Source organism: Cohnella sp. GCM10020058, assembly GCF_042683485.1.
Taxonomy (GTDB): domain Bacteria; phylum Bacillota; class Bacilli; order Paenibacillales; family Paenibacillaceae; genus Cohnella.
The window spans coordinates 255,972-281,384 of the sequence record NZ_JBHUJV010000015.1 but is presented as its reverse complement, the minus strand read 5'-3'; the positions used below and the strand labels follow the sequence as shown (position 1 = coordinate 281,384).

Annotated in this window: 21 protein-coding genes; 6 read left to right on the top strand and 15 right to left on the bottom strand. The window is 61.0% G+C overall.

Annotated elements, in window-relative coordinates; translation table 11 throughout:
* Window positions 1–12: 12 nt before the first annotated feature.
* Window positions 13–909: a TetR/AcrR family transcriptional regulator gene (locus tag ACFSR7_RS25985; RefSeq protein ID WP_378166644.1), complete on the bottom strand. Its 897-nt coding sequence runs from the start codon at window positions 907–909 to the stop codon at window positions 13–15.
* 166 nt (window positions 910–1,075) lie between these two features.
* On the opposite strand from ACFSR7_RS25985, the gene ACFSR7_RS25980 reads away from it, so the two are divergent.
* Window positions 1,076–2,569 carry an MDR family MFS transporter gene (locus tag ACFSR7_RS25980; RefSeq protein WP_378166643.1) on the top strand — a complete coding sequence of 498 codons (1,494 nt, stop codon included), beginning with the start codon at window positions 1,076–1,078 and terminating at the stop codon, window positions 2,567–2,569.
* Between the two features lie 93 nt (window positions 2,570–2,662).
* Here the strand turns inward: ACFSR7_RS25980 and ACFSR7_RS25975 are convergent, their stop codons facing one another.
* From ACFSR7_RS25975 to ACFSR7_RS25935, 9 genes are all read right to left on the bottom strand, one after another.
* Window positions 2,663–3,703 carry a DJ-1/PfpI family protein gene (locus ACFSR7_RS25975; RefSeq protein WP_378166849.1) on the bottom strand — a complete coding sequence of 347 codons (1,041 nt, stop codon included), beginning with the start codon at window positions 3,701–3,703 and terminating at the stop codon, window positions 2,663–2,665.
* A gap of 254 nt (window positions 3,704–3,957) precedes the next feature.
* Window positions 3,958–4,329 carry an antibiotic biosynthesis monooxygenase gene (locus tag ACFSR7_RS25970; RefSeq protein ID WP_378166641.1) on the bottom strand — a complete coding sequence of 124 codons (372 nt, stop codon included), beginning with the start codon at window positions 4,327–4,329 and terminating at the stop codon, window positions 3,958–3,960.
* An 880-nt stretch (window positions 4,330–5,209) separates the two neighbouring features.
* A complete protein-coding gene (locus ACFSR7_RS25965; RefSeq protein WP_378166640.1) occupies window positions 5,210–5,749 on the bottom strand; it encodes an NADPH-dependent FMN reductase in 540 nt (179 codons plus the stop codon).
* Window positions 5,750–5,874: 125 nt separating this feature from the next.
* Window positions 5,875–6,732: an alkaline phosphatase family protein gene (locus tag ACFSR7_RS25960; protein WP_378166638.1), complete on the bottom strand. Its 858-nt coding sequence runs from the start codon at window positions 6,730–6,732 to the stop codon at window positions 5,875–5,877.
* A gap of 35 nt (window positions 6,733–6,767) precedes the next feature.
* Window positions 6,768–7,553: a DeoR/GlpR family DNA-binding transcription regulator gene (locus tag ACFSR7_RS25955; protein ID WP_378166636.1), complete on the bottom strand. Its 786-nt coding sequence runs from the start codon at window positions 7,551–7,553 to the stop codon at window positions 6,768–6,770.
* Window positions 7,554–7,558: 5 nt separating this feature from the next.
* On the bottom strand, window positions 7,559–8,596 hold the full coding sequence (locus tag ACFSR7_RS25950) for an ABC transporter ATP-binding protein (protein ID WP_378166634.1): 1,038 nt from the start codon (window positions 8,594–8,596) through the stop codon (window positions 7,559–7,561).
* The gene (locus ACFSR7_RS25945) at window positions 8,593–9,402 is read right to left on the bottom strand and encodes an ABC transporter permease (protein WP_378166632.1); all 810 of its coding nucleotides are present in this window, start codon (window positions 9,400–9,402) and stop codon (window positions 8,593–8,595) included. Before ACFSR7_RS25945 ends, ACFSR7_RS25950 begins: the two co-directional genes overlap by 4 nt.
* A complete protein-coding gene (locus ACFSR7_RS25940; protein WP_378166630.1) occupies window positions 9,402–10,340 on the bottom strand; it encodes an ABC transporter permease in 939 nt (312 codons plus the stop codon). The genes ACFSR7_RS25945 and ACFSR7_RS25940 overlap by 1 nt, the downstream gene beginning before the upstream one ends.
* Before the next feature lie 70 nt (window positions 10,341–10,410).
* A complete protein-coding gene (locus ACFSR7_RS25935; protein WP_378166628.1) occupies window positions 10,411–11,517 on the bottom strand; it encodes an ABC transporter substrate-binding protein in 1,107 nt (368 codons plus the stop codon).
* Window positions 11,518–11,724: 207 nt separating this feature from the next.
* Between ACFSR7_RS25935 and ACFSR7_RS25930 the strand changes: the two genes are divergently transcribed.
* On the top strand, window positions 11,725–15,330 hold the full coding sequence (locus ACFSR7_RS25930) for an FG-GAP-like repeat-containing protein (RefSeq protein WP_378166626.1): 3,606 nt from the start codon (window positions 11,725–11,727) through the stop codon (window positions 15,328–15,330).
* Window positions 15,331–15,745: 415 nt separating this feature from the next.
* Here the strand turns inward: ACFSR7_RS25930 and ACFSR7_RS25925 are convergent, their stop codons facing one another.
* On the bottom strand, window positions 15,746–16,327 hold the full coding sequence (locus ACFSR7_RS25925) for a TetR/AcrR family transcriptional regulator (protein ID WP_378166624.1): 582 nt from the start codon (window positions 16,325–16,327) through the stop codon (window positions 15,746–15,748).
* A gap of 204 nt (window positions 16,328–16,531) precedes the next feature.
* Here ACFSR7_RS25925 and ACFSR7_RS25920 point away from each other — a divergent pair, with 204 nt between their 5' ends.
* The gene (locus ACFSR7_RS25920) at window positions 16,532–17,752 is read left to right on the top strand and encodes an MFS transporter (protein ID WP_378166622.1); all 1,221 of its coding nucleotides are present in this window, start codon (window positions 16,532–16,534) and stop codon (window positions 17,750–17,752) included.
* Here the strand turns inward: ACFSR7_RS25920 and ACFSR7_RS25915 are convergent.
* Window positions 17,745–19,115, bottom strand: coding sequence for a hypothetical protein (locus ACFSR7_RS25915; protein ID WP_378166620.1), 1,371 nt, complete (start codon window positions 19,113–19,115; stop codon window positions 17,745–17,747). The two genes, ACFSR7_RS25920 and ACFSR7_RS25915, sit on opposite strands and share 8 nt — an antisense overlap.
* A 196-nt stretch (window positions 19,116–19,311) precedes the next feature.
* Here ACFSR7_RS25915 and ACFSR7_RS25910 point away from each other — a divergent pair, with 196 nt between their 5' ends.
* On the top strand, window positions 19,312–20,088 hold the full coding sequence (locus tag ACFSR7_RS25910) for a class I SAM-dependent methyltransferase (protein WP_378166618.1): 777 nt from the start codon (window positions 19,312–19,314) through the stop codon (window positions 20,086–20,088).
* 69 nt (window positions 20,089–20,157) lie between these two features.
* Complete coding sequence (locus ACFSR7_RS25905) at window positions 20,158–20,334, top strand: YjfB family protein (protein ID WP_378166616.1); 177 nt, start codon at window positions 20,158–20,160, stop codon at window positions 20,332–20,334.
* A gap of 117 nt (window positions 20,335–20,451) precedes the next feature.
* On the opposite strand, the gene ACFSR7_RS25900 is transcribed toward ACFSR7_RS25905, so the two are convergent.
* Window positions 20,452–20,766 (bottom strand): hypothetical protein, encoded by a 315-nt coding sequence (locus ACFSR7_RS25900; protein ID WP_378166614.1) that lies wholly within the window; start codon window positions 20,764–20,766, stop codon window positions 20,452–20,454.
* Between the two features lie 144 nt (window positions 20,767–20,910).
* On the bottom strand, window positions 20,911–21,834 hold the full coding sequence (locus ACFSR7_RS25895; RefSeq protein WP_378166612.1) for an AraC family transcriptional regulator: 924 nt from the start codon (window positions 21,832–21,834) through the stop codon (window positions 20,911–20,913).
* Between the two features lie 157 nt (window positions 21,835–21,991).
* Here ACFSR7_RS25895 and ACFSR7_RS25890 point away from each other — a divergent pair, with 157 nt between their 5' ends.
* Entirely contained in the window at window positions 21,992–24,478 is a 2,487-nt protein-coding gene (locus ACFSR7_RS25890) for a glycoside hydrolase family 38 N-terminal domain-containing protein (RefSeq protein ID WP_378166610.1), read from the top strand.
* Between the two features lie 42 nt (window positions 24,479–24,520).
* Here ACFSR7_RS25890 and ACFSR7_RS25885 read toward each other — a convergent pair whose 3' ends face one another.
* Entirely contained in the window at window positions 24,521–25,384 is an 864-nt protein-coding gene (locus ACFSR7_RS25885) for an AraC family transcriptional regulator (RefSeq protein WP_378166608.1), read from the bottom strand.
* Window positions 25,385–25,413: the final 29 nt, after the last annotated feature.

Below are 25,413 nucleotides of genomic sequence, written 5' to 3'. Positions count from 1 at the left end.
CGTAAGCCTCGCCTATTCGGCGAGCAGTTGCTCCGCCCACCTGCGCATCCTGGCCGCGTACGGCGCGAGCTCGTGCACCGTAGCCAGCTCGTTCAGCAGTGCGGTGACAAGGAAGCGTCGCGGCTCATCCTTCTCCCCTTCTTCCCGAAGCATCTTCACAATCTGCTCCAGCTCCCGCTTGCGCGCGTTGGGCACGCTCAGCTCGCGGATGGTAGAGGTCGCTTGCTCAATGACCAGGGCGCCGCAGCGCTCGATCGCTTCCCGCAGCGTCTCCGGCTGCTCGGACTCGAATTCCTTCATCAGGTCGGCCGTAAGCATCGGCTCCGCCTTCCGCGCAAGCAAGCCCGCGACCAGATCGTCCATCCGATCGGCGAAATAGGCCGCCAGTGCACGTATCGAGAGCGGCTTGGCGGACGTCTTCATCAGGTGGAGGTACTCCTTGCCCATCGCGTTCAGCATCATCACCGCATCCCAGATATGCGGTTCGAGCGCCTCCCCATAGCGGCGCTGCAGCACGCCACGATTAAAGTTGATCAGCCTGGCGCGCTTGCGGAAGAGCATTGGACCGAGCTTGTCGCTGGAGATCGGCGGTTTCTCCTTGAGCGAATTGGCCACGAACAAGCCGTGATTATAGAAATAGTCGAGCTGATGGCGGATCTCCTCGACGAACAGCTCGCGCTGCGACAGCTCCGTACGCTCTCGGATCCGCTCGGATTCCTCCATGATTCGCGTGAAATGCGCCTCCATGATCTCGATGTACAAGTCCTCCTTGGACGGAAAAAACTTGTACAGCGAGCCCTTGGCGATGCTGCAGTCGTCCGCGATATCCTGGATGGATGTCGACTCGTAGCCCTTCTCCGCGAACATCCGCTCGGCCGACTCCACGATTTTGTTTTTAAGAATACTCATAGGTCCTCCCGAAAAATAAGGATTGACAAAGATTGCTCAACGCGATACAAATAGGCCTGTAGCCTTTTAGTGACTGTTCGGTTTTTGTTAAAACTGTATAGTCAGAACATTAACGGAAAATCACGCTTCCGTCAAGGTTCAGGTCCGTCATTTTGGAAAGGATGGAATGAATATGGCAAATTCGCGTTCGGCCTCGCCTGACGCGGCAGCGCCCTTCTCGCTTCTCAAACTGCTGCCGCCGCTCCTCGCCGTTATTATCGGCATGTTTATGGTTATCCTTGACACGACCGTCGTCAACAACGCGATTCCGACGCTGGTCGACGACTTCGGCACGACGCTGCATCATCTGCAGTGGGCCGTCACCGGCTATACGCTCGCCCTGTCGGCCGTCATCCCCCTCGCCGGCTGGTTGACCGACAAATTCGGTTCCAAGCGCGTCTTCATCGCGACGATCGTGATGTTCACGCTCGGCTCCGCGCTCTGCGCACTGGCGACGAACACGGAGCAGCTCGTCGTCTTCCGCGTCATCCAGGGCATCGGCGGCGGCATGGTCGCGCCAATCGGCATGGCGCTCGTCTTTCGCATCTCGCCGCCGGAGAGGCGAGGCGCGGTCATGGGCATGCTCGGCATCCCAATTCTGCTCGCGCCCGCGCTTGGGCCGGTGCTGTCAGGCTATTTCGTCGAGTACGTCTCGTGGCACTGGATCTTCCTGATCAACCTGCCGATCGGCGTCGCCGCCGTGATCGTGGCGTGGCGCTACCTGCCCGCGTTCGAACGCGGCAAGCCGCCGGCGCTCGACATCCTCGGCATGATCCTCGGTCCGATCGCATTCGCCATGCTGGCGTTCGGCGTCAGCGAGGGCGGCACGGACTGGGGCTCCGAGCGCACGTTAACGGGCCTTATCGTCGGCGGCGTAGCGCTCCTGCTCTTCATCTTCGTCGAGTTGAGGCACCGTCAGCCGCTGCTGGAGCTGCGCGTATTCAAGAGCTTCGCCTTCACGCAAGGCATTATCTTGTCTTGGATCCTCTATGCAGCGCTGTTCGGTTCCATCATCCTGTTCCCGCTCATGCTGCAGCAGGCCAAGGGCTATACGCCGCTGGAGACCGGCCTCATCCTGCTCCCGCAGGCGCTTGGCTCCATGCTCGGCATGCCGATCGGCGGCCGCCTGTTCGACCGATTCGGCGCGCGTCCGATCGTCATCACGGGTACAGTGTTCATCTCCGCGGCGCTGCTCATCATGTCGCAGATCACGCTCGATCGTCCGCTGTACGTCATCATGCTCAACCTGTTCCTGCTCGGCTGCGGCATGGGGCTGTCGATGATGACGATGAACACTTATATCCTCAATACGGCGCCCAAGGAACTGGTCAACCGCGTGACGCCGCTGACCAACTCGGCCCAGCAGGTCATCGTTTCCTTCGCGGTTGCCGGTCTGACGGGTTACTTGTCCACCCACAGCGACAAGGTTTTGGCAGCCTACAAAGGTCCCAACCCGCTCGAAGCGGTCGTCGGCGCGTTCGGCGACACCTTCCTGCTGACCTCGAGCTTCGCAATCGTCGGCTTCCTGCTGAGCCTGTTCATCCGCCGCATCAAGCCGGCCGCGCAAAAGAGCGGCGCTGGCGAGACGCGCGCGGAGGAAAGCATGCTGGCCGGACACTGATATAGAAGGACCGTTTAAGAATGACGAAAATCAGCCGATCCCCGCGATCGGCTGATTTCTTTTATTTATGGGAGTAGGGCGGCATCCCGCTTGCTAGGATCGTGCGATCCGCGTGCCCGACAGTTTGGAAGCCGGCAAAATTCCCGCTCTTGCGATGCCGGTCATCCGGTCGCCGGAGACGCTTACCTCGAACGCAAGATTCAAACGCATCGGCTTTGTGATCCGCTGCGACCACCGAAGGATATTTCCCTCAAGCGCAAGGTTTAGCAGCTCGCTTTTCTCTTCTCCTTGCGTTGCCGTACCTTCCAGCTTTCCATTTGCGGACGAAATCAGCAATTTGGCGGCCATTTTGCCGATCGGCGTCGCGATCGTCGTATCCCATTCCCCTTCGAAAACGGACGGGCCCGCGGTCGGGCTCGCCAGAGCGGCGTCCCTCCGCCCGTCGTTCAAGGCGGTAGGGTTCTCCTTATCAGGCGGGAGGATATCATGAGCTCTCGGCGCGTTGCCATGCGGTCTCCAGACCGTCCCCCGCTTCTCGTACTCGAACAGCCTCTCCACCGCATGCGCAATCTGCGGCCCGAGCTCGCGATCGACCAGATGCAGGGCGACGTCAAGCCCCGAAGTAACGCCACCGCCGGTCACCAAATCTCCATCGTCTACGACGCGTGCCGGTACGGCGATCGCTCCGGTCGCCCCGAGCAGGCCCATGCCCATATGATTGGTGACGGCATGTCTTCCTTCGAGCAAGCCTCCCATAGCCGGAATCAACGAACCTCCGCATACTGTCGCTACGATGACGTCCTTTTTCCCGCGCGCCTCCTTGATCATGCCCGTTAACGCCGAGTTCAAGGCGCGGTTCAGAATAGCCGGGACGGAGTCGGGACCGTCTCCAACGACATCGCCGGACGCGCCGGGCACGAGAATAATGCCGGGCCGATCAGCGTCGAGCTTGTCGCTCGCCTCGATTTTTAGTCCGTTGATGCCGCTCGGTACGGCTCTGGCCCCTTCGGCGGACACCAGCTTCACATTGAGCGAGCCGGGAGCATACATCTCCGCAGACAAAAAAACCTCGTATGGCGCAATGGCATCCATCAGATCAAAGCCGTCAAACAGTACAACCTGTACGTCCAGCATCGATAACGCCTCCTCGTCGGTATTCCACTTTTCGACGCAGCCGCATTGCAGCACCGCATAGGAGACATCATACCGGACAAATCTCTCGATCAAGGATGCACATCCGTCGCGAAGCGATCAGGGAATCATCACGATTCGGAAACGAATCGATGGCAAGGCTCCGATTTGTAAACGCCAAAAACCGTTTCTCCGACCGGCGGCATCGACCCGCCTAAGGCGAGAGAAACGGTTCATCTGGTACTATTGTGCCAAAATCAAGCCGACGGATAGGCGAAAACGACTTCGTGGACGCTCAGCTTGGCCCCCAGCATGATGCCGCCCCCTGGACGCGCCTGTTCGCCGTGGCCACCCGGCTGTCGCTCGGGCTCGGCGCCCGCTTCCGGCTTCGGACGGGCATGCGCGTGCGCCTGCTTGAACGCGTCGCTGTTCACCCAGCCGTCGAAGGCCGCGCGGTCCTCCCAGGTCGTGCACACCTTCAGCTCGTCATGCGCCTCCAGCACTTCGGTCAGCAGCTCCATCCGGACGAAACCCGGCGCGTGCTGAACGCCCTTCGGATTTTTGAAGCGCTCGGCGACTTCGGCGATATGTCCTGACTTGATCTTAATCGTATTGATAGCGACGATCATGGCGAACATCCTTCCCGTGTTTGTTTTGTACATATTGTAGCAAAGGCGGGATCGTGTCTCAAACGGTGGCGGGTGCGTGGGGCGGCGAGTAGCGGCTGCGGGGGTGGGGCTTGCAGCGGCGGGGGGAGGCGGGGAGCAGCGGCGGTAGATGCGTGGCGGGGAGAGCTGCGGCGGGGAGAGCTGCGGCGGGGAGAGCTGCGGCGGTGAGGAGTGCGCGGAAGAGCAGCGGCAGGTGTGTGGCGGGGAGAGAAACTGCGCGGAGGGGTGGCGCGGAGGGTCCGGCGCGGTGCGTGGTGCGGAGAGCTGCTGCGGCGCCGGGGTAGTGCGGAGGGTGCGGCGCTGGTGCGTGGTGCGGAGAGCTGCTGCGGCGGGGAGTGGCGATGAGTAGCTGTGGGAGCTGCTGTCTGGCGTGCTGGTGGGGTACGCAATACAAATAGTTGTTAAAAGGCATCTAATCCCTCATAAATTCTCGTAAACGCTCAAATAGTTGTTAGAAGGCAGCTAATTCTCTCCCAAGCGCCGTAATTCCGCATATCGTGCAAAAATAAATGCCTTTTAACAACTATCCGCCGTTTGCACTCGATGCCGCTCGAAATAGCTGCCTTTTGACACTTATCGCCCGGATCGCTTGTTCTGCTTCAGTCGGATCGCCTGTTCTGCTTTGCCCGGATCGCCTGTTCCGCCCACTTTGCCCGCGTTGCCCACTTTGCCCGATTCGTCCGCCTTGCCTGCTTTGCCACGCTCCCCACTCTATCCGCTCCTCGCTCTGTCCCGACCAACCGCCCAACCGCCTGCCTGACCTTTCATTCGCGCAAATCAAAAACCCCCTGCCGATCGACCGGCAAGGGGGAGACTTGTACATGCTGCAATTCGAACCGAATTACTTGCGAATCGTCTTCAGACCCGTCGACCAGGAAATCACTTGATCCAGCATCTGCCCAAGGGAGGTTGCCTGCACGTCCTTCGGCTTGAAAACGGAGCCGTTCTCGAAGTCGGTGAACAGCGAGAGCGCCGGGTGCACGCGCACGTCCGCGACGGACAACTCGCCGAGGATGCCGCGGAGATGCTCCGCCGCACGGGCGCCGCCGACCGAACCGTACGAGACGATGCCGGCCGCCTTGTCGTTCCATTCCTTACGCACGTAGTCGAGCGCATTCTTAAGCGCGCCCGTGATGGAGTGGTTGTACTCCTGCACGATGAAGACGAACCCGTCGCAGCTGTCGACCTTCTGCGTCCACGCAGCCGCGCCGGAAGCGTCCTGTCCCGGTTCGCCGAGCAGCGGCAGCTTGAAATCGGCGATGTCGATGATCTCGTATTCCGCGTCGCCGCGCTTGTCGGCCTGTTCCTTCACCCATTCGCCTACCTGCGGACTGAGGCGGCCTTCGCGCGTGCTGCCCAGGATAATGCCGATCTTCAACATTAGAATTCCTCCCTTAGCCTTGAGTTGGATTCAATTCATTGTATCATCTGCTCCAGGATTATCCAAAGCCCGTCCGGTTCATACAGGCTTCCAGAATCGTCCAATACGGCTCGGCCGCGCAATAATTACACGCGCGTTGCGGGAACCGCCGCGGTAGCCGCTTCCGGCAACTCGACCATCGCAGGCGAAGGCGCGATGCCGAGGCAGCGGCACATGAGCGGAGCCAGCAGCAGCTGCGGTAATGCGGACTCGCCGCGGCCCCGCTCCAGCATAAAGCGCGCGTCGCCCAGCAAATAAAGCGGGACGCTTCGCTCCTCGGAAGCCGTGCCGCCGTGCTGCCCGGAGGCGCTCATCCCGTGGTCGGAGGTGACGAGGATGCGGTAGCCGCGCAGCAGCCAATCCGGGACGAGCGACGCCAGCATGCCGTCCGCCGCCCGCACGGCCGCCTCGTACTGCGGGCTCTCGCCGCCGAATTTATGACCCGCGTCGTCGATGTTCATCGTATGGACGTACAAAAAATGAGGATCGTACGCCTTGCGAAGATGCTCGGCATCCGCGAACAGGTGACTGTCGGGATAGTGGTCCTCGAAGTAAAAGACGCCATGTTGAATCGGCTTGTCCGCGTCATGTTGATGGCGGTCCGTCAGCGGCTGGAACGGCGCTGCGTTGTATAACTCGCTGACCCAATGATAGGCTGCGGCCGCCGTCCTCAATCCTTCGTCGGTCGCCAGATGGAACACGCTCCGCTCGCGGCTCAGGCGCGCGATATGATTGGCCGTAATACCGTTCTGCGCGGCGGGCGTGCCGGTCAGCAGCACCTCGTAGAGCGGTCGCGACAAGCTCGGCAGCTCGGACCGAACCTTATGGCAGACCGCTTCGCCCTGCTCGGTCAGATGCTCCATGTAGCCAAGATAACGACGCGCGGCGTCGTATCTTAGTCCGTCCAGCACGACGACGACAAGCTTCGGGGACGATGGGTCCATGCAGGCACTCCTCCTTTAATCTCCAGTACTCTCCTTTAATTGGCTACCGTCCATTGCAAGCGGTGCGCGCGCAGCAGCTGCGTCCACTCCCGCGGCGCGGCGACGTTGCTGACGATCGTATGGACGCTCCGCAGCGGAACGATCTCCACGAACGCTTCCTTGTTCAGCTTGGAATCGTCCGCGAGCACGATCGTCTGCCCGGCCGCCTCCGCCATTCGCCTGGACATGCCCGTCTCGCCGAGATCGTAATCGCTGATGCCCCGGTTTGGCGACACGCCGCCGACCGAGATGAAGGCCTTGTCGACCCGGAACTGCGCGATCATCCGCTCGGCCATCGTGCCTGACATCGACTGCTGCTCCGGATTCAGCTCGCCGCCGATGACGATAATTTTGCCTGTGAAACGCCCGCCGTTGAGCGACTCCATCAGATGATAGGCTACTGCGAGGGAATTGGTCAGCACGGTGAGCCGTTCGCAGCCCGAGATCGCTTTGGCCAGCTCCAGCGTCGTCGTGCCGACGTCGATGGCGATCGTGTCGCCGGACGAGATGAGCGCTGCGGCAGCGCGGCCGATCCGTTCCTTTTCCTGCGCTTTCTCCTTCTGCCGCTGCAAATAGGGAGGCTCGTAGTTGGTCGGCTTGCTTGGCACCGCGCCGCCGTACACACGCTTGGCCAGCCCTTCGCGCTCCAGGAACAGCAGGTCGCGGCGCACCGTCTCCTCCGACACGGCGAACCGCAGCGACAGCTCGGGCACCTTGACCCGCCCGTCCAGCTTGAGCTGGTCCACGATGACGCGCTTGCGTTCTTCCGACGAGATCGACATGCTCCTTAAGCTCCTTCTTTCTCCAGATGCAGTAGCTGCGATTCGTCGAGCGCCAGGAGCACGGGACTCTGCTCCGCGAGCGGCAGCGAGCGGCCGTCGTTCAACGCGTCGATCGTGAGCCTAACGCCCGCGGCTTCAACGGCATAACGGATGACATTGCCGAGGATGGATACCGACCGGATCATCCCCTCGGCGATGCGCCGCCCCGGCTCGAGCGGCTCGGTCCGTCCGTTCAGCAGCACGACCGATTCGGGACGAATGGCGAAGCTGTGCGCCCCGCTGTCTAGATGGCCGAACAGCAGAGACGCGTCCGACCGACTGAGCACGTTGTAGCTGCCCATGAACCGGGCGACGAATTCGGTCCGCGGCTTCGTGTAGATCGTTTCCGGCGCCCCTTCCTGGACGATGCGGCCTTTGTTCATCAGGCACACGCGGTCGGACAAGGTCAGCGCCTCCTCCTGATCGTGCGTGACGAAAATCGTCGTCATGTTGAACTGTCGCTGGATCGCGCGAATTTCCGCCCGGAGGTTTTTGCGAATCTGCGCATCGAGCGCGCTAAGCGGTTCGTCCAGCAGGAGCACCTTGGGACGGACGGCCAGGGAGCGCGCAAGCGCTACCCGCTGCTGCTGCCCGCCGGACAGCTGCTGTGGATAAGCGTCGCGCTTGTCCGTCAGTTCGACGATGGCGAGCAGTTCTTCCGCTCTGCGCTTTCTGGCCGCCTTGTCGACGCCCTGCATTTTCAGGCCGTATTCGACGTTTTGGCTCACAGTCAAGTTCGGGAACAGCGCATAAGCCTGAAATACCATGCCGATCTCCCGGCTCCGCGGCGGCAGCTTGGCGATATCCTTGCCGTCCAGCAGAATCCGGCCGCCATCCGTGTCCGCGAGCCCCGCGATGCAGCGCAGCAGCGTGCTTTTCCCGCAGCCCGACGGCCCGAGCAGCGTTACGAGCTCGCCTTCGCGAATTTGCAGGTTCACGTCGTCCAGCACGTTCGCGTTGCCGTATCGCTTGCGGATGCTTTGCAGCTCCAGATAGTCGCTCATCCTTTCATGCCTCCGTTCACTTTTTGGCCCAGCTTCATGAGCAAAGCCGACAAGATCAATATAAAAACAAAGTAAGTGATCGCGATGGCGCTGGCCATATGGCCGCTCTCGCCCATCCGTTGGTACAGATATACCTGGATCGTTTGAATGCGGCCGCCGACCAGCATGTTGGTCAGCACAAACTCGCCGAACAGCACCGAAAACGAGAGCAGCGCGGAGACAAGCACGCCGGGCCATATATTCGGCAAAATGACCGTCGCGAATGCTCGCATCCGGCTCGCGCCGAGCAGCTCCGCGGCGGAGAGCAGCGGGCCCGCCGATACGGTAAGCAGACTGTTGCGGATGCCCTGGTACATATAAGGCAGCACGACGACGAAGTAGGCGCCAAGCAAAATGTAGGCCGTGCCCGAAATGTTGAGCGGACCGGAGGAATAGGCGCGGATGAGTCCGACTGCCGCCACCACGCCGGGCACCGCGTACGGGAGCACCACGATCCCTTTCATGAGCGATTCCAGCCTCGGCATGTAGATCGTAATGACGAACACCGCGGGAAGCATGACAAGCAGGCTGATCGCGACGCCGAGCAGGCAGAGATAAAGCGAGGTCCAGAGCGACTCCAGGAAGCGCAGATCTTGGAACATGCCGCTAAACCATTCAAGCGTCCAACGCGCGGGAAGCACCGTCGTCTGCCATTCTTTGGCGAACGCGTAGATGCAGGTGGCGAGCAGAGGCAGCAGCAAATAGACCATCAGCAGCAGCATCAACGAGCGATGCGCGGGACCCGCCCGCTTGGTCGAAGCGTCCATCACAGCTCCTCCTTGGCAGCGGCCGGCGCGGCGGGGCTCCAAGAACGCGGCTGACGGCGGCGATTAGGCGAAGCGTGCTGACCGGCGCCCAGCACGGCGTCGAGACGACGGGTCCGCTGGGTCATCTTATGGTTCAGAAAAACGGCGAGCAGCGTCGTCAGCGCCAGGATGACGGCAAGCGCATTGCCAAGCTGCGGCTGGTTGACGACGTCGCCCGCCACGAGCGAGCCGATCCGCACGGCCAGCAGGTTGTAGTTGCCGCCGACCAGTGCGTAGGCCGTCGCGTAAGCGCCCATGGCGTTTGCGAACAAAATGCCCAAGGTGCCGAATACGGCCGGCGACAGTACAGGCAGACCGACGCTCGTCCAGAACTGCCACCTGCTCGCGCCAAGCATGGACGCGGCTTCGCGCCACTGATCCCGAATGCCGTAGAAGGACGGGTACAGGAGCAGCAGCGCAAGCGGCACCTGGAAGTACACATAGACCAGGACGAGTCCCGACCAGCTGTACAGGTCGAAGTCGGCGAATACGCTCCAGCCCCACTGTTTGAACAGAAGCGTGAACACCCCGTTGCTGCCCAGCAGCACGATATAAGCGAAGGCGAGCGGGACGCCCTGGAAGTTCGACGTCATATTGGAGAGCATCAGCAGGCGGTCCCGCGTACGCGCCGGAAATCTTGTGATCGCATATGCGCAGGCCAGGCCGACGACGATGCCGATTGCGCTGGACGCGGCGGAGATAAGCAGGCTGTTTTTGATCGCCTGCATGTAGTAAGCGCTCTGCAGAATTCGCGCGTAGAAGCCGAAGGAAATGCCCGAGCCCGACGCGGACTTCAGGCTGCCGGCCACCATGGACACGACCGGAATGAGTTGAAACAAAAGTATCATCGCCAAAAAAGGGACAAGCCCCAGCCAGATCCACCGGTTGCTCCGTTTCAAACGTGCCACGCTCCTGTCGGATAAGAGAGAGGCGCCTTCGGCAAGCAATCGAAGACGCCTCGTAAAAGGATTAGTTCATGTGGACAAGGACGCGCTCCTGCCACAGCTGGGGAATCTGTTTGGCCGTCTCTTCCCATGCCTTGTAGTCGTTAACCGGCTTGACGTTCGTGTACGCTTCCTTCGGCAGCAGCTTGGCCGCCACGTCGTCCGGCAGCTTCACGCTGTCGCGGATCGGCCTCGCGTAGCCCTTGGCCAGGTTGATCTGGCCTTCGTCGCTCAGGATAGATTCGCGAGCGAGCTTGGCCGCGTTCGGATGCGGCGCGTACTTGTTGATGATCGTGGCGTAGCCGCTCACGACGCTGCCTTCGGTAGGAATCGCCACGTCGTATTGATCTTTGCCGAGCTGATCGCTGTAGTTGAGCGCATTGAAGTCCCATAGCAGCGTCACTTGCACTTCGCCCTTCTCGATGTTGGCGAGGCTCGCTTCGGCGTTGGAGAGGCGGCCTTCCTTGGCCAGGCTTTCGAAGTACGCGATGCCCGGCTCGATGTTCGTCTCGCTGCCGCCGAAGGCGATTGCTGCGGCCAGCACGGCCATTTGGGCTTGCGCGGCTTTGGTGACGTCGCCGACGATAATTTTGTAATCGCCCTTCTTCAGGTCTTCCCAGCTCTTGGGCGGGTTCGCGACCAGCTTCTTGTTGGTCAGGAATCCGATCGTGCCCTGATAGCCTACGAGCCAGTGGCCGTCCTGATCCTTGGCCCAAGCGGGAATTTCGTCCCAGTAAGAAGTCTTATAGGCTTGCGTAACGCCTTTATCGATCGCAACCGAACCGAAGGCGATGCCGACGTCGCCGATGTCCGCGGTCGGCTTGTCCTTTTCCGCGTCGAACTTGGCGATCTCCTCGGCGCTCGACATATCGGTATCCGTATGAGAAAGGCCGTATTTCGTTTGCAGATCCGTCCACGTGTCTTTCCAGTTCGCCCATGTGTCCGGCATGCCGACGCTGACGACGGAGCCTTCTTCCTTTGCGCTCTTCTCCAGATCCGCCAGCGAAATTTCCTGCGGGGCGCCGCTCGCTTCCGCGCCGTCCGCGTTTTTCTCTCCGCATGCCGCCAGCGGCAGCGCGAGCGTAGTCAAGACAAGACCCGCAGCCAATTTCCTCTTCAATGCGTTTTTCATGGTTTCCCCTTCACTCCCGCGTGGATTATTGTGGACTATGTCTATATTCTTGTTGTTTTCTCTCCTACTAGAGTGTAGTTGGGGACTATTTACGCTGGATTATCCGAACCGGGCTTGTTTGTTAAATCGTTTGGGGGATTTATCAGAGAAATGAATCTTGTATAATGTTGAAAAAGGCCATATTTTGTCAGAAGGAGTGCTAGGATTATGAAAAGAAAGCTAATGGGTCTCGTGCCTGCCGCGCTTGCGCTCGCCCTGGCGGCAGCTCCGATCGGCGCGTTCGCTGCCGGACCGAAGTTTCAGAGCGCAGCTGCGGCCTACTCGCTGCCCGCCGGCAGCTCGATCAACGATATCGCATTCGCCGACCTGGACGGAGATGGACATCTGGACGCGGTCGTGAGCGATGTGGTAAATGACCGAATCGCGATATTTAAAGGAAACGGCAACGGGACGCTTCAGACGGTGGCCGAATACTTGGCGGTAGGACAAGGCCCCAGGGAGATCGCCGTCGCCGATTTCAACGCCGACGGCCGTATCGACATTGCGGTCACCAGCTATACCGACGATGCCGTATCGATCTATTTAGGCCAGGACGGCCACGGGACGTTCGGACCGCGCGCCGCCTATCCCGCTGGAGACGGTCCCAACGGCATCGCTGCTGCCGATCTGGACGGAGACGGCCTTATCGATCTGGCGATTGCTTCCAACGACAACAATCAGTTGGCCGTTCTGTACGGGAATGGAACCGGCACATTCTCCCCGCCAATCCTGTCCCCCGTCGGTTCGTATCCTCGACACGTCATCGCACGCGACTTCAACATGGACGGACGTGTGGATCTCGCCGTCGCCAACGACGGTTCAGGGAATATTAGCGTCATGCTCAATAATGGCGACCGTACGTTTACGAAGACCAACTTCGGCGGGCTTCACACCCCGACCCGACTGGTGTCGGGAGATTTCAACGGAGACGGCAACCTCGATCTGGCAACCGCGGAAAACGGCAACGACGGGGCGGCTGTCCTGCTTGGCCTGGGCAACGGTTCCTTCGGGCCCGCCTCCTATTATTCGTCCGGTGCCGGTACCAGGCCGATCGACATCGCGATGGGCGACTTCGACGGCGACGGTCATCTCGATCTGGCCGTTACGAATCAAACAACAATCACCATTTCTATTTTTAACGGCAACGCCGACGGAACCTTCCAGCCAAAGGTCGATCTTCCGTTAAAGGGTCATGTTGCCTCGAACGATTTTAATGAGGACGGACTGGCGGATTTGGCCTATGCGTCCGGTGCGAGCCTTAGCTTGTTGAACAGCCGGGCCGAAGGCGAGCTGGCGTTTTCCGCGCCGACTTTTATGGTTGCTGAGGACGGCGGGAATGCGACCGTGACCGTCAACCGTACGGGCAGCGACTACGGCCGGACGAAAGTAAGGATCCAAACGTCGGACGGCTCGGCAGTCGCTGGCACCGACTATACCGCCGTCGACGCGACGATCGTTTTCGGCCCCGGCGAAACGACGAAAAGCGTGACGGTGCCAGTCGCAGACGATTCGGTCCACGGGACGGACCGGACGTTCGGGGTGAAGATCTCCGGCCCGACCAACGGAGCGACGCTCGGCGCGCAGACGAGCGCGATCGTCACCATACAAGAGGACGACCCGGCGCCGGATACGACCGCGCCTACAATCGATGTTTCGAAGTTCGCGGCCGTCGACAACTACAGTGGCACGCAGGATCGGCTGGCCGGGGCAGCCGGCGCAGTAAGCGAGCCGGGAGCGGACGTGCGCGCCTTCCGCTGGAATGACAGCAATAGCAACGGCATCGTGGACGCAGGCGAGCTCGGATCGTCCATCGCACTAGGGACGAGCGCTGCTGATGGCTCGGTCCCGGGCGCCGACATCGGCGACCTCGGGCCGGGAACTTACAAGTACGTCGTATCCGCCGAGGACGCTGCGGGCAACGAATCGCCGCGAACGGCAGCAGCGGCCGTGATCGTCACGCTGACAAAGGGCCTGACGCCCGACGTTGCGGATCCGACTTGGCCGTCCGGTGCTGAGCTCGCGGACGCGAACGTCACGCGCACCGGCATCAAGCTGTCGTGGCCCGCAGCCAACGACGACCGTGGCGTCGATCATTACGAGCTGACGCAAGACGGCGGCTTGATCGCCTCGCCTGCCGCGGCGACATTGTCTTACGACGTTGCCGGGCTGACGGCGGGCACCTCGTATGCGTTCGAGATCGTCGCCGTGGACGCTGCGGGCAACCGCAGCGCGCCGCTCGCCGCGACGGTGGCGACCGCGCCGTTGGTCGATCCGGAGAAGTTAAGCGCCGTCGACAACTACGACGGCACGCCGGATCGGCTGATCGGCGCGGCCGGTGCAGTCGGACGCTCGGGCGCGACCGTGCGCGCCTACCGCTGGACCGACGCCGACAGTGACGGCATCGTGGACGCGGGCGAGCTCGGCGCGGTCATCGCGCTCGGCACGAGCGCCGCCGACGGCTCGGTCGCGGTAGCGGATCTCGGCAATCTGGCGGCCGGGACTTACAAGTTCGTCGTGACCGCGACCGACGGCGCCGGCGTAGAATCGCCGCGCAGCGCGGCCGCAGCGGTCACCGTCACGCTGACCAAGGGCATCGCGCCCGACGTCGCGGCGCCGACCTGGCCGTCCGGCGCGGCGCTCTCGATCTCGGCGGTAACATACGATAGCGTCAAGCTTGATTGGCCCGCGGCCGCGGACGACCGCGGCGTCGACCATTACGAGCTGACGCTGGACGACGGGTCGCCTGTCGTTCTCGATGCCGCCACGCTTTCTCATATTATCGGGGACCTCATCACTTCCACTAACTATACGTTTTCCGTCATTGCCGTCGATACTGCCGGTAACCGGAGCGCTGCATTAACCACGACGGCCACCACGGAACCAAAGCTGGTGACCGTTCAGCCCCCCGAGGCCTCGGGTGAGTCTCGTCTTAAGCTTCTGACGCTCAGCGGCGGTGCGCAACTTATCCATTTGACGCCTGCCTTCGACATGAACTTGCTTGCCTACGAAGCGGAGACCTTCGAATCGCGCATTACGCTAAATGCCGAGCCCTTCTTTCCAGCCGCGATCGTGTCGATTAACGGGAACAGCGCCGTCGGCAAGCTCCCGTTCGCTCTCGATCTCGAACCAGGCAGCAACGTCTTACAGATCAGCGTACGGGCAGCAAACGGCATCGTCCGCGAATATACAGTGACGATCCATCGCCAAAACAAGCCCCCTGCCGTTTCCTGCTTCGCCGACATCCGCGGCCATTGGGCGGAACCGGAGATCAACGAGGCTTGCGCGATGGGCCTCGTCCAGGGCGGTCCGGACGGACTGTTCAGGCCTGACGGTCCGGTCACGCGCGCCGAATGGGCCGTGATGCTTGCAAGATGGCTGAACGATGACATCAAGGACGCGTCAGGCGACTTAAGCTTCGAAGATGCGGCCGGGATACCGCCCTGGGCGCGAGGCGCGATCGCATCCGCCGCGAAAATCGGCATTCTGAGCGGCTATCCGGACGGCATGTTCCGCCCGTCCGTCACGATCAATCGTGCTGAAACGGCTGCCGCTCTCGTACGCGTCGCAAAGTGGACCCTCGATCCCGCGGCCGTCACCTCCTTCGCGGACGACGCAAGCATCCCGGCCTGGGCGAAGCCCTACGCTGCGGCCGCGGCGACGCATGGCATCCTGAGCGGCAAAGACGGCAACCGCTTCGCCCCCTTCGCACCGACCACCCGTGCCGAAGCAGCTGCATTGCTCGTCCGGTTATCCAAGCTTTCTAACCAACCGTAAGAACGGCTATTAAACGAAAACGGGATGAAGCAGGTTATTTCCTGCCTCATCCCGTTTTGTTTGGGTCGACCGCCGGGCATCAACTACCCTACGACAGCGGTTTACGTATTCCGGCGTCTGGCATCGCCCATCTACTGCTCTACGACAGTAGTTTGCGTATTCCGGCGTCCGGCATCGCCCATCTACTGCTCTACGACAGTAGTTTGCGCATTCCGGCGTCCGGCATCGCCCATCTACTGCTCTACGACAGTAGTTTGCGTATTCCGGCGTCCGGCACTGCCCATCTACTGCTCTACGACAGTAGTTTGCGCATTCCGGCGTCCGGCATCGCCCATCTACTGCTCTACGACAGTAGTTTTCGCATTCGGCGTCCGGCACTGCCCATCCACTGCCTACGCCATCCCCTTCTCCCCTACTACGCCCGGATCCCTTCGAACCCGCTCGTCACCAGCCGGCGCACATAATCGTCGTCAAGCGGCTCGCCTGTCACCAGCAGCCGGTAGAGGATCGGTCCGTACAGCAGGTCTACGCCGAGCCCGACGTCCAGCGTTTCTTTTAGTTGTCCGCGCCGGATCCCTTTTTCCAGGATTCCCTTTGCCTCAAGCCTTCTCGGCTGAAAGTAACGCGTCCGGTACGCTTCGGCCAGGCCCTCGTCGAATTGCCCCTCGCCGACCAGCGCGGTAATGATCTTTCCTTCCCTGCTCATCAAGAAGCGGGTCAAGTTCACGGCGTGAATCTGCACATCCTCGAACGCGTCGCCCGTGTCGGGCACCGGCAGCCGGGCCGAGGCAGCGGACAAAAAGCCGTCCATCACCACTGCAGCTTTGTTCGGCCACCATTTGTAAATGGTCGCTTTGCTTACGCCCGCGCGTTCCGCGATCTTCTCCACCGTCACCGCGCCGAAGCCGACCTCCAGCAGCAAATCGTAGGAAGCGGACAGAATCGCCTGCTGCGTCTTCGGATCCCGGGGCCTTCCCCGCTTGCTCTGCTCTTGCATCCTCATGACCTCCTCTCTCACACTCGAGCGGGTATTTCTGAACATTAAAATACAATACGTTCAGTATACGAAAAAAGATGCGAAAGAAAATAAAACGCCTATTTACAAAACGCTGCGTTCAGTATATCATGAGGTCACCAATTAATAAACTGTACGTTCAGTATTTATTTAGCTGCTGAGAACGTACCGGACGGAGGATGCAACATGCGAACGGAACAAAAAATGAAGGATGGCGGCATTTCCCGCGGATTGATGATCCTGCTTGCAGCGGCTTGCGGCCTGATTGCAGCGAACCTCTATTATGCGCAGACGTTGGTGGGACCGATCGGCGCCTCGACGGGACTGTCCGCCGGCGCGGCGGGCCTGATCGTCACGTTGACGCAGATCGGCTATGTGGCGGGGCTGATCTTCATCGTGCCGCTTGGCGATATCGTCGAAAACCGCCGGCTGACGGTCTTCTCGCTCGCCGTGGCGGTCGTCGCGCTGATCGCTGCCGCTATCGCGCCGAACGCGCCGCTGTTCCTGGCCGCGTCGCTGCTTATCGGGACGGCTTCGGTCGTCGCGCAGGTGCTCGTGCCCTTCGCCGCTTCGCTCGCCTCCGAGGCCCAGCGGGGCCGCGCCGTCGGCAACGTGATGAGCGGGCTTCTCCTCGGCATCATGCTCGCGCGTCCGGTCGCCAGCTTCATCGCCGGCATCTGGAGCTGGCCTTACGTATTCGCCGCTTCGGCAGTCGCCATCGCACTGCTGGCGTTACTGCTGTCGCGCAAGTTGCCCGAGCGCCGGCCCGCGCCAAGCGTATCCTACGGTAAGCTGATCCGCTCCCTCGTACCGCTGCTCGTCCGCACGCCGGCCCTCCGCCGACGCGCGCTGTACCAAGCGTTTTTGTTCGGCGCGTTCAGCCTCTTCTGGACGGTCGCGCCGCTCCACTTGGCAGACACCTACGACATGTCCCAGCAGGGTATCGCCTGGTTCGCACTGGTCGGGGTCGGCGGCGCGATTGCCGCGCCGATCGCCGGACGGCTGGCGGATAAGGGCTGGAGCCGACCGCTTACCTGGCTGGCCTTGAGTATCGCCCTGGCGTCCTGGCTGCTCCCGCACTTTTTCCACGGCCACTCGACCGTCTCGCTTGTCCTGCTCTTCGTCTCCGCGATCGCGCTCGATATGGCCGTCTCAGGCAATCTGGTGCTCGGGCAGCGCGTCGTCTACGCGCTCGGCAGCGAAGCGCGCGGCCGTTTGAACGGCCTGTTCATGTCGATCTTCTTCATCGGCGGAGCCGTCGGCTCGGCGCTCGGCGGCTGGGCGTACGCGCATGGCGGCTGGCAGCTCGCTTCGCTCATCGGCGCAGCGTTGCCGCTGCTCGCGATCCTCTATGCGTTTACCGAGAAAGGGCGCAGAGAAATCGAAGCCAAACCCGCCCTTAACTAAGCTTGGCCAGCTCTTCCATAAAAGCGGGCCGTCTTCCGTATGCCGCCTTTAGCCGGGAGACGATCTCCGCTTGCCTGGACGCGCCGGCGATTTTTTTGTAGCGCTTGATGACGCCGCAGACGGCTTTATATCCCTTTCTTTCGTTTGCATTTTCCGCTTGACGCTCGATTTGCTTTTCATAAATGCCCATAACCTCCCTCAGGTAATCGGGAGCCAGCCGTTCGGCTTGCGCTTCGATCTCCGAAGGATAGGCACGGACGTATTGCATTAATTCCGGCAGATCGTTCTTCTCCAGAATCAGCCGCAGGTACACGCCTTTGGAACGCCAATCGCCAGCCTCCCTCAGTTCCTCGACGATGCCTCGATAGAATGCTTCTTCTTTTTCTCCGGCCAAAACCGCAAGCTCTTCATAATAGGCATATTCGCCGTTCAGCAGAAGCTCCTTGCCGATCGCCGCCTGTTCCTGCTTAAGCGACAGCTTCTTATACGCTTCATACCGCTTGCGCTTCCACTTGGCTGCTCGTCCGGGCAAGGACAGATCGCTTCGTTCTCCCTCTTCGGCCACTTCTAGTACGCGGCGATAATCCCCCGATTCCATGAGCCGATCGATAATCAGCTCGCGGAACGAGGGATACTGAATATGCGCAAAGGCGAACCGCTCCGCTTCTTCCTCCGAGTCGAGAAGGAGCAGCCGGTGCACGATCCCGAGCAATTTTTCCTGATAAAATGGTTTGTATCCGTCGTCGGCGCTCTCTTGCAGCTGCTCCTCAAGCAAACCTCGCAACTTCTCTCTCGGCTGCGGCAAATCGGCGAAGGCGACGCAAATTTCAAGCACCTCGATACGGTTAGATTCCCAACCGTCGAATATATCGCTCTCGCTCAACGTCACCAGCCGATCAAAGAGTGACATACGGACCGTTTCGCTCTCTTCACGACTTTCGTTTGCGAGCTGCGCGATTTTCCCCAGAGATTCCTGGATCAGCTGGCCGATGTCGCCGCCCGAATCGTCCGCGTATTGCAGCGCCTCCATGCCTTCTTCCAGCATCAGAAACGTCATTTCCAGCGATAGCGAGCGGCTGTGCCGGTCTCCGATGCTTTCGAGTAGATTCGTCAGCTCCGCAGCAAACCCGGAAACGTCCCGATAGGGAATAAACTTTTGTCTGCCGACGTACTTTTTTACGACCGACGCGATCATTTTTTTAAAAGCTTGTATTTGCCGCTTGTCCGACTTTCCTTCTCCGTATTTCAGCAGCAGGCTGTTTTTCAGCATGGGATCCTGCTCGCAGACCTCCGCAACGATTCGAACGAGCTCTTCTTTGGAGAGCCTGTCTAATATCGTATCCAGCTCGGAAATTTCGGTCATGTCTGCTACACTCCTCAGCTTGTATGTCGTTCTCTTTTTATTGTAGCGGGTCATGGTCTCCATCTTCATCTCCATCTGCACCTGCATCCCCATTATTAAACTTTCCGATTCTTGACGGTCCGACCCCTTCAGAGTTATCATGGACATTCAATATCTATAAATTAACGTTGAAAAACTCTAAAAGGAGGCGTCGACGATGCACAGTAAATCTGATCCCGCTCAAACAAGTCTGGAAACCGAGGCGAAGCCTCCGGAAGCCATGTCTCGCCTGGGAGCGGAAGTCTTGTCCATGCTCCAACCCTCCCCCGGGGAGCGAATTCTCGACCTGGGCTGCGGCAATGGGGACCTGACAGCCCGCATCGCCGCCGCCGGGGCGATTCCGACGGGCATCGATCTGTCCGCGGAATCGGTGGCGCTTGCGAGGGGGCGGCATCCGGGCCTTGATCTGCAGGCGGCTGACGCCTCCCTGTATCGGACGGATACCCGTTATGACGCGGTCTTTTCCCATGCCGCGCTCCATTGGATCGGGAATGCGGAGGCTACGGCGCGTACCGTATGGCTCGCCCTTCGGGACGGCGGACGATTCGTGGCCGAGTTCGCAGGCAGCGGCAACCTCGCTTCGCTGACCGATGCGATCGCGAAGGTGCTCTCCGCACGCGGCTACGACCCGAAGGAGCGAAATCCCTGGTACCTGCCGACGATCGGCGAATATGCCGGCCTGCTGGAGCGGACCGGATTTCGCGTGACGTTCGCCCTGCACTTCGATCAGCCTTCGCCGTCCAAAGCCCCGTCGGGGGTCAGGACCTTGCTGGACAGCTTCGCGAGCTATTTTTTCCCGGATGTCCCGCCGGCGGAGCTCGCCTCCGTCTATGACGAAGTCGAAGCCGCGGCCAAGCCGCGCCTTTACCGGGACGGCCAGTGGATCATCGATAAGAGCCGCTTGCGCATCGCGGCCGTCAAGATACCGCGCTAACCGTCAAGCGGTGCGACGCATTCATCGATTGGCGAACCTATTCCGATATAGGTATGGGGAGGCGAGATTATGGATATAGCGGCAATCTCGACAGGGCTGGCGATGAGCGACCTGCGTCAGCAAGCAAGCATCGCCGTCCTAGGCAAGGTCATGGATACCGCACGCCAGAATAGCGAGGCAATCGTGCAGTTGACGCAGAGCATCGCGCAGCCTCATCTGGGCGGCAATATCGACGTGCGCGTCTAAACAACTGCGCACTCGAAATTAACGCCGGCGCAAAAAGCCGAATCGGCCTCGTCCGGGGCCCGATTCGGCTTTTTGCGCTGCCGCATATTGCGGCAGATACGCCGGGCAAACTACAAACTACAGGCGATCCAGCTCCCGCGCTTCGGCTTTGGGCCGGCAATCCTTGCATACGCCGATCGTGCGGCCGCTCTCGTCGATATAAAAGGACAGCCGCGAGGAACGCACGCGGCACAAAGAGCAAGGGCGCGCCTGCTCCCCTGCCCCAGGCTCCCGCCGCTTATCGGGTCGCTTATCGAGGCGCTTGCGGGCGGCTCGAAACGGCACGACCTTCGCGCTGCGCGAGGCGACCCGCTTCCGGCGGCGCCGTCCGACCCAAAGCGCCAGCCCTGCTCCCGCCAGGACGACAACGGCTGCAATAATCACGATCAGCATGCGGTTCTCCTTTCCTGTGCGCTTAGGTTCCTGTCTTCCATATCTAATGATCATAGCACTCATGCGCCGCGATTAACATCCTTCAACACGACCTGGCCAACCGGCGTCGAGACGATCAGCGCATATCCGCCATTGTTCCGACTTCTATCGCAAAGACGCCGCAGCGCTTGCACTCGCCGCCGGTTCCTTTTGCGCCTCTTCGCCCAACCCTTTGCGGTACGTCTTCGGGCTCACGCCGTACACATCCTTGAACACCCGGCTGAAGTAGTGGGCTGCGCCGAAGCCTGACACCTCGGCGATGGCCCCGATCGAGGCGTCGGTCCGCTTGAGCAGGTCGAGCGCCCGCGCAAGACGAATCTCGGTCAGCCGGCCGACAATCGTCTTACCGGTGAGCCGCTTGTACTTGCGGGCCAGATGGTTGTAGCTGACATGCAGGCCGTCGGCGAGTCTGCGGACATTCATTTTCTCCGCGCGCTCGTCGTTCAGGTAGACCTCGATCTTGCGGAGAAACGCAGCATCGGACTGATCGACGGCCGCCGGCGTGACCCGTCCTTCGGGATGGCGAACCGCGGCGATCGCCAGCAGGATCTGCACGAACGTCAACTGAACGGAAGCCAGCGAGCCCGCCTCCCGCGCTTCCTCGAACAAACGCATAATCCGCTCGCCCAGACCGTAGCGATCCTCGTAGCAGCCGAGCTGCCACTGCCGCAAGCCCTCGAGCGCGGCATAGACCGAGCCGGCTCCGCCTCCGGCGGCAGGATCGGCCGGCGCGACCGTCCATCGCATGCAGACGCCCCGGTGCGGAGACTGCGGCATGTACTCGTGGCGGTGCTCGGCGCCCGCCGGGACGAGAAAAAACTCGCCCGGTCCGACGTGTAAAAGCGGTCCCCCGAAGCCCGTCTTCATGCTGCCTTCGTAAATATAATTGCACTCGAACCACGCATGCGTATGAGGCGGACACGAGCGGGCTCCCCAGGGCTGCTCCTCCAGCACCTCGATGATCTCGATGACGGCGTCGTTCACCCTGACGGTTCCGTACAATTGATCCGACATGACCCCGCGCGTCATAGGCTCGTCCCCTTCCCGCTGCTTATCTCTACCATAGTAGCACAAGCGAACCGGTCATTTTAGTGTAAAAACGGGATACTTCAATGAATTTACATAGGTGCGCTTCAAAATGAAAATAGAAGGGAAGAGAGCGACGAACCAGAAAGGATGCATGAGCTTGAAAAAGTTGCACCTCATCAGCAATGCGCACCTCGACCCCGTATGGCAATGGGAATGGGAGGAGGGCGCGGCGGCGGCGGTGTCCACGTTCAGGGCGGCCGCGTCGTTCTGCCGGGAATACGACGGCTATGTGTTTAATCACAACGAAGCGCTGCTGTACAAATGGATCGAAGAGTACGAGCCGAGCTTGTTCGCCGAGATCCAGCGCCTCGTGCGTCTCGGCAAGTGGCATATCATGGGCGGATGGTACCTGCAGCCCGATTGCAATATGCCTTCGGGCGAATCGCTCGTCAGGCAGATTCTGCTCGGCAGGCAGTACTTCATGGAGAAATTCGGACAGGCGCCGACGACCGCCATCAATTTCGACTCCTTCGGACATTCCAGGGGGCTGGTGCAGATCATGCGCAAGTCCGGCTTCGATTCTTATCTGTTCATGCGGCCCGAGCAAAAGACGGCGGGTCCGGCCGAAGACTTCGTCTGGGTCGGCTTCGACGGCTCCGAGGTGCACGCGCATCAAATCGCGGACGGGTACAATACGCTGCTCGGGCAAGCGCACAAAAAGATCGCGAAATGGCTGGAGAAATACGCGGACGACGGCGAGGACCGTCCTCGCCTGCTGCTGTGGGGCGTCGGCAATCATGGCGGCGGTCCCTCCCGTCTCGACCTCGACCGCATCGGCGAGATGATGGCTTCGGGTCCGGTAGAGATCGTGCATTCGACGCCGGAGGCGTACTTCGCGGAGCTGCGCGAAGCAACCGATCTTCCCCGTCATGCCGACGATCTTAATCCGCGCTTCGTCGGCTGCTACACGTCGATGATCCGGATCAAGCAGAAGCACAGGCAGTTGGAAAGCCAGCTCTTCATGACCGAGAAAATGCTGGCGACGGCGGCGGTTCAAGGACTGCTGGCATATCCGGCCCGCGAGCTCGGCGAAGCGTTCCACGACCTGATGGTCGCCGAGTTCCACGACATTTTGCCGGGCAGTTCGATCCAGCCTGCGGAGGAAGCTTCGCTCAGGCTGATGGACCACGGCCTGGAGATCGCTTCGCGCCTGCGCGCCCGCGCGTTCTTCGCCCTGGCTGCCGGGCAGCCCCAAGCGGCGACGGGCGAGTATCCGATTCTCGTCTACAATCCGCATCCGTATCCCGTACGCGGCATCTTCGCCTGCGAGTTCATGCTGGAGGATCAGAACTGGACGGAGGAATTCTCCATGCCGCTGGTCTATCGCAACGGCGCGCAGGTGCCGAGCCAGCCCGAAAAAGAGCATAGCGCCCTGAACCTGGATTGGCGCAAACGCGTCGTTTTCGAAGCCGAGCTCGCGCCCTCGTCCATGAACAGGTTCGACTGCCGGATCGTCAAGCTGCCGCAGAAGCCCAAGGCGTATCTGACCGAGCGCGACGGCGCGATCCGGTTCGAATCGCCGTCGCTGCAGGTCGAGATCAATACACGCACCGGGCTGATCGACAAGTATGTCGCGGAGGGCGTATCCTACCTGCGGCCGGGCGCCTTTCTCCCCGTCGTAGTCGCCGACAACGAGGACCCGTGGCGCATGGATACGGACCGGTTCGAGCCGGCCGTCGGCCGGTTCGAGCTGATGAGTCCCGCACGCGGCACGGCATTTTCCGGCGTCAAAGACGAGGTGCTGCCGGCCGTGCGGGTGATCGAGGACGGAGACGTGCGGACCGTCGTCGAAGCGCTGCTCACCTATGGCGACTCTGCGGCCGTGCTCACCTACCTGCTGCCCAAAACGGGCACCGAGATCGAAGTGCAGGTCCGCCTGTATTGGCAGGAAAAGGACAAGCTCCTCAAGCTGTCGATTCCGACGGCGCTCGGAGATGATCATGAATACTTGGGGCAAACGGCGTACGGCGTACAGCGGCTGCCGCAAAACGGCGACGAGGCGGTCGCGCAAAAATGGACGGCGATCGCGGAGCGTGCGGCCGACGGACGGGCCGTGACACTGATCAACGACGGCGTCTACGGCTCGGACGGCGCCGGCGGCACGCTGCGGCCGACGCTGGTCCGCGGCGCCGCTTATTGCGCGCACCCGATCGGCGAGCGTCCGATCCTGCCGCAGGACCGGTTCCTGCCCCGGATCGACCAGGGCGAGCGCACGTATACGTTCTGGCTCAACGCCGGCAATCGGGAGTCGCGTCTTGCGGCGATCGAGCGCGAAGCGCTCGCCTTGCACGAGCGGCCGTATGCGCTGTCGTTCTTCCCGAGCGGCGCCGGCGAGCTGCCTCATCGCGGCGTCGAGCTTGAAGGCGACCGCGCGGTGCTGACCGCCTTCAAGCAGGCGGAGGACGGGGACGGTTATATCGTCCGTCTGTATGAGCCCACCGGCGCGCCTGGATCGGCCCGCGTTCGCATCCCTTCGCTCGGCATCGACGAACAAGTCGAGCTCGGCGCGTTCGAGATCAAGTCGTACAGGACAGGCAAGGCCGGCGGCGGATGGCGGGAATGCTCGCTGGCGGAGTCCGAGTAAGGGCCGGACGAACGTTCGCGGCCAAGCTCGCCGTCAAGCGCGTCACCGTCCTGCCTCGCGATACTGCCCTGGCGTGACGCCGACGGCGCTCTTGAACGCCTTGGTGAAATAATGCACGTCGGAGAAGCCGCAGTACTCGCTCGCCACCTTGATCGGATAGCCGTTGCCGAGCAGCTCCTTGGCATGGTCGATGCGCATCCGAAGCAAGTATTGATAAGGGGTCGCGCCGAACGTCTCCGCGAACACCACATTGAAACGGGAGGGCGACAAGCCCGCCCGTTTTGCCATGTCCTTGACCGTGATCGGATCGGAAATATGAAGCGCGAAATACGAGGTCATCCAATTGAGCAGCGGCTTGGCGTCGGTCGAGGCCGATTGCGGCGAGCTCATAAACTCGCCGACGAGCGCCGCATACCATTCATAAGCGAGCTGCTGCGCTTGGACCGTGCCTGCGTACGTCCGAAGCCGCCAGGCGTCGATCATTTTCATCACCAGGTCACGCATGCGCCGAGGGTGCTTAAATGCCAGTTTCATCGGCAGGTCGAACGCATCGCAGGCGTTTAGTCTCGGCTGCATCAGTTCGGCGAATGGCGCCATATCGATCTGGCCGGGCAGCGTGATGAAGCTCTGCGACCGCCTCGAAGAGTAGAAGAAATCGAGATGAACGTAGGGATTGATTGTATCGTCGAGGCCGCGAATCGTATGCACGTCGCCCGGCTGCAGCAGGCAATGGTCGCCGGGCCTCAGCGCGTGCACGCGCCCTTCCAGCTCGATCTCGAACGTACCCTCCTGGACGTAGAAGATCACGTAGTCCAGCAGATTGCGCTTGCCCAAGAAGAACGGCCGCCTTATCGCATAGTCCGCGTTCCGGATGTAAGGCGCGACATCGAATTGTTCGATTTTCACCAGCCCACTCCTCGCATTTCAGTTGTTTT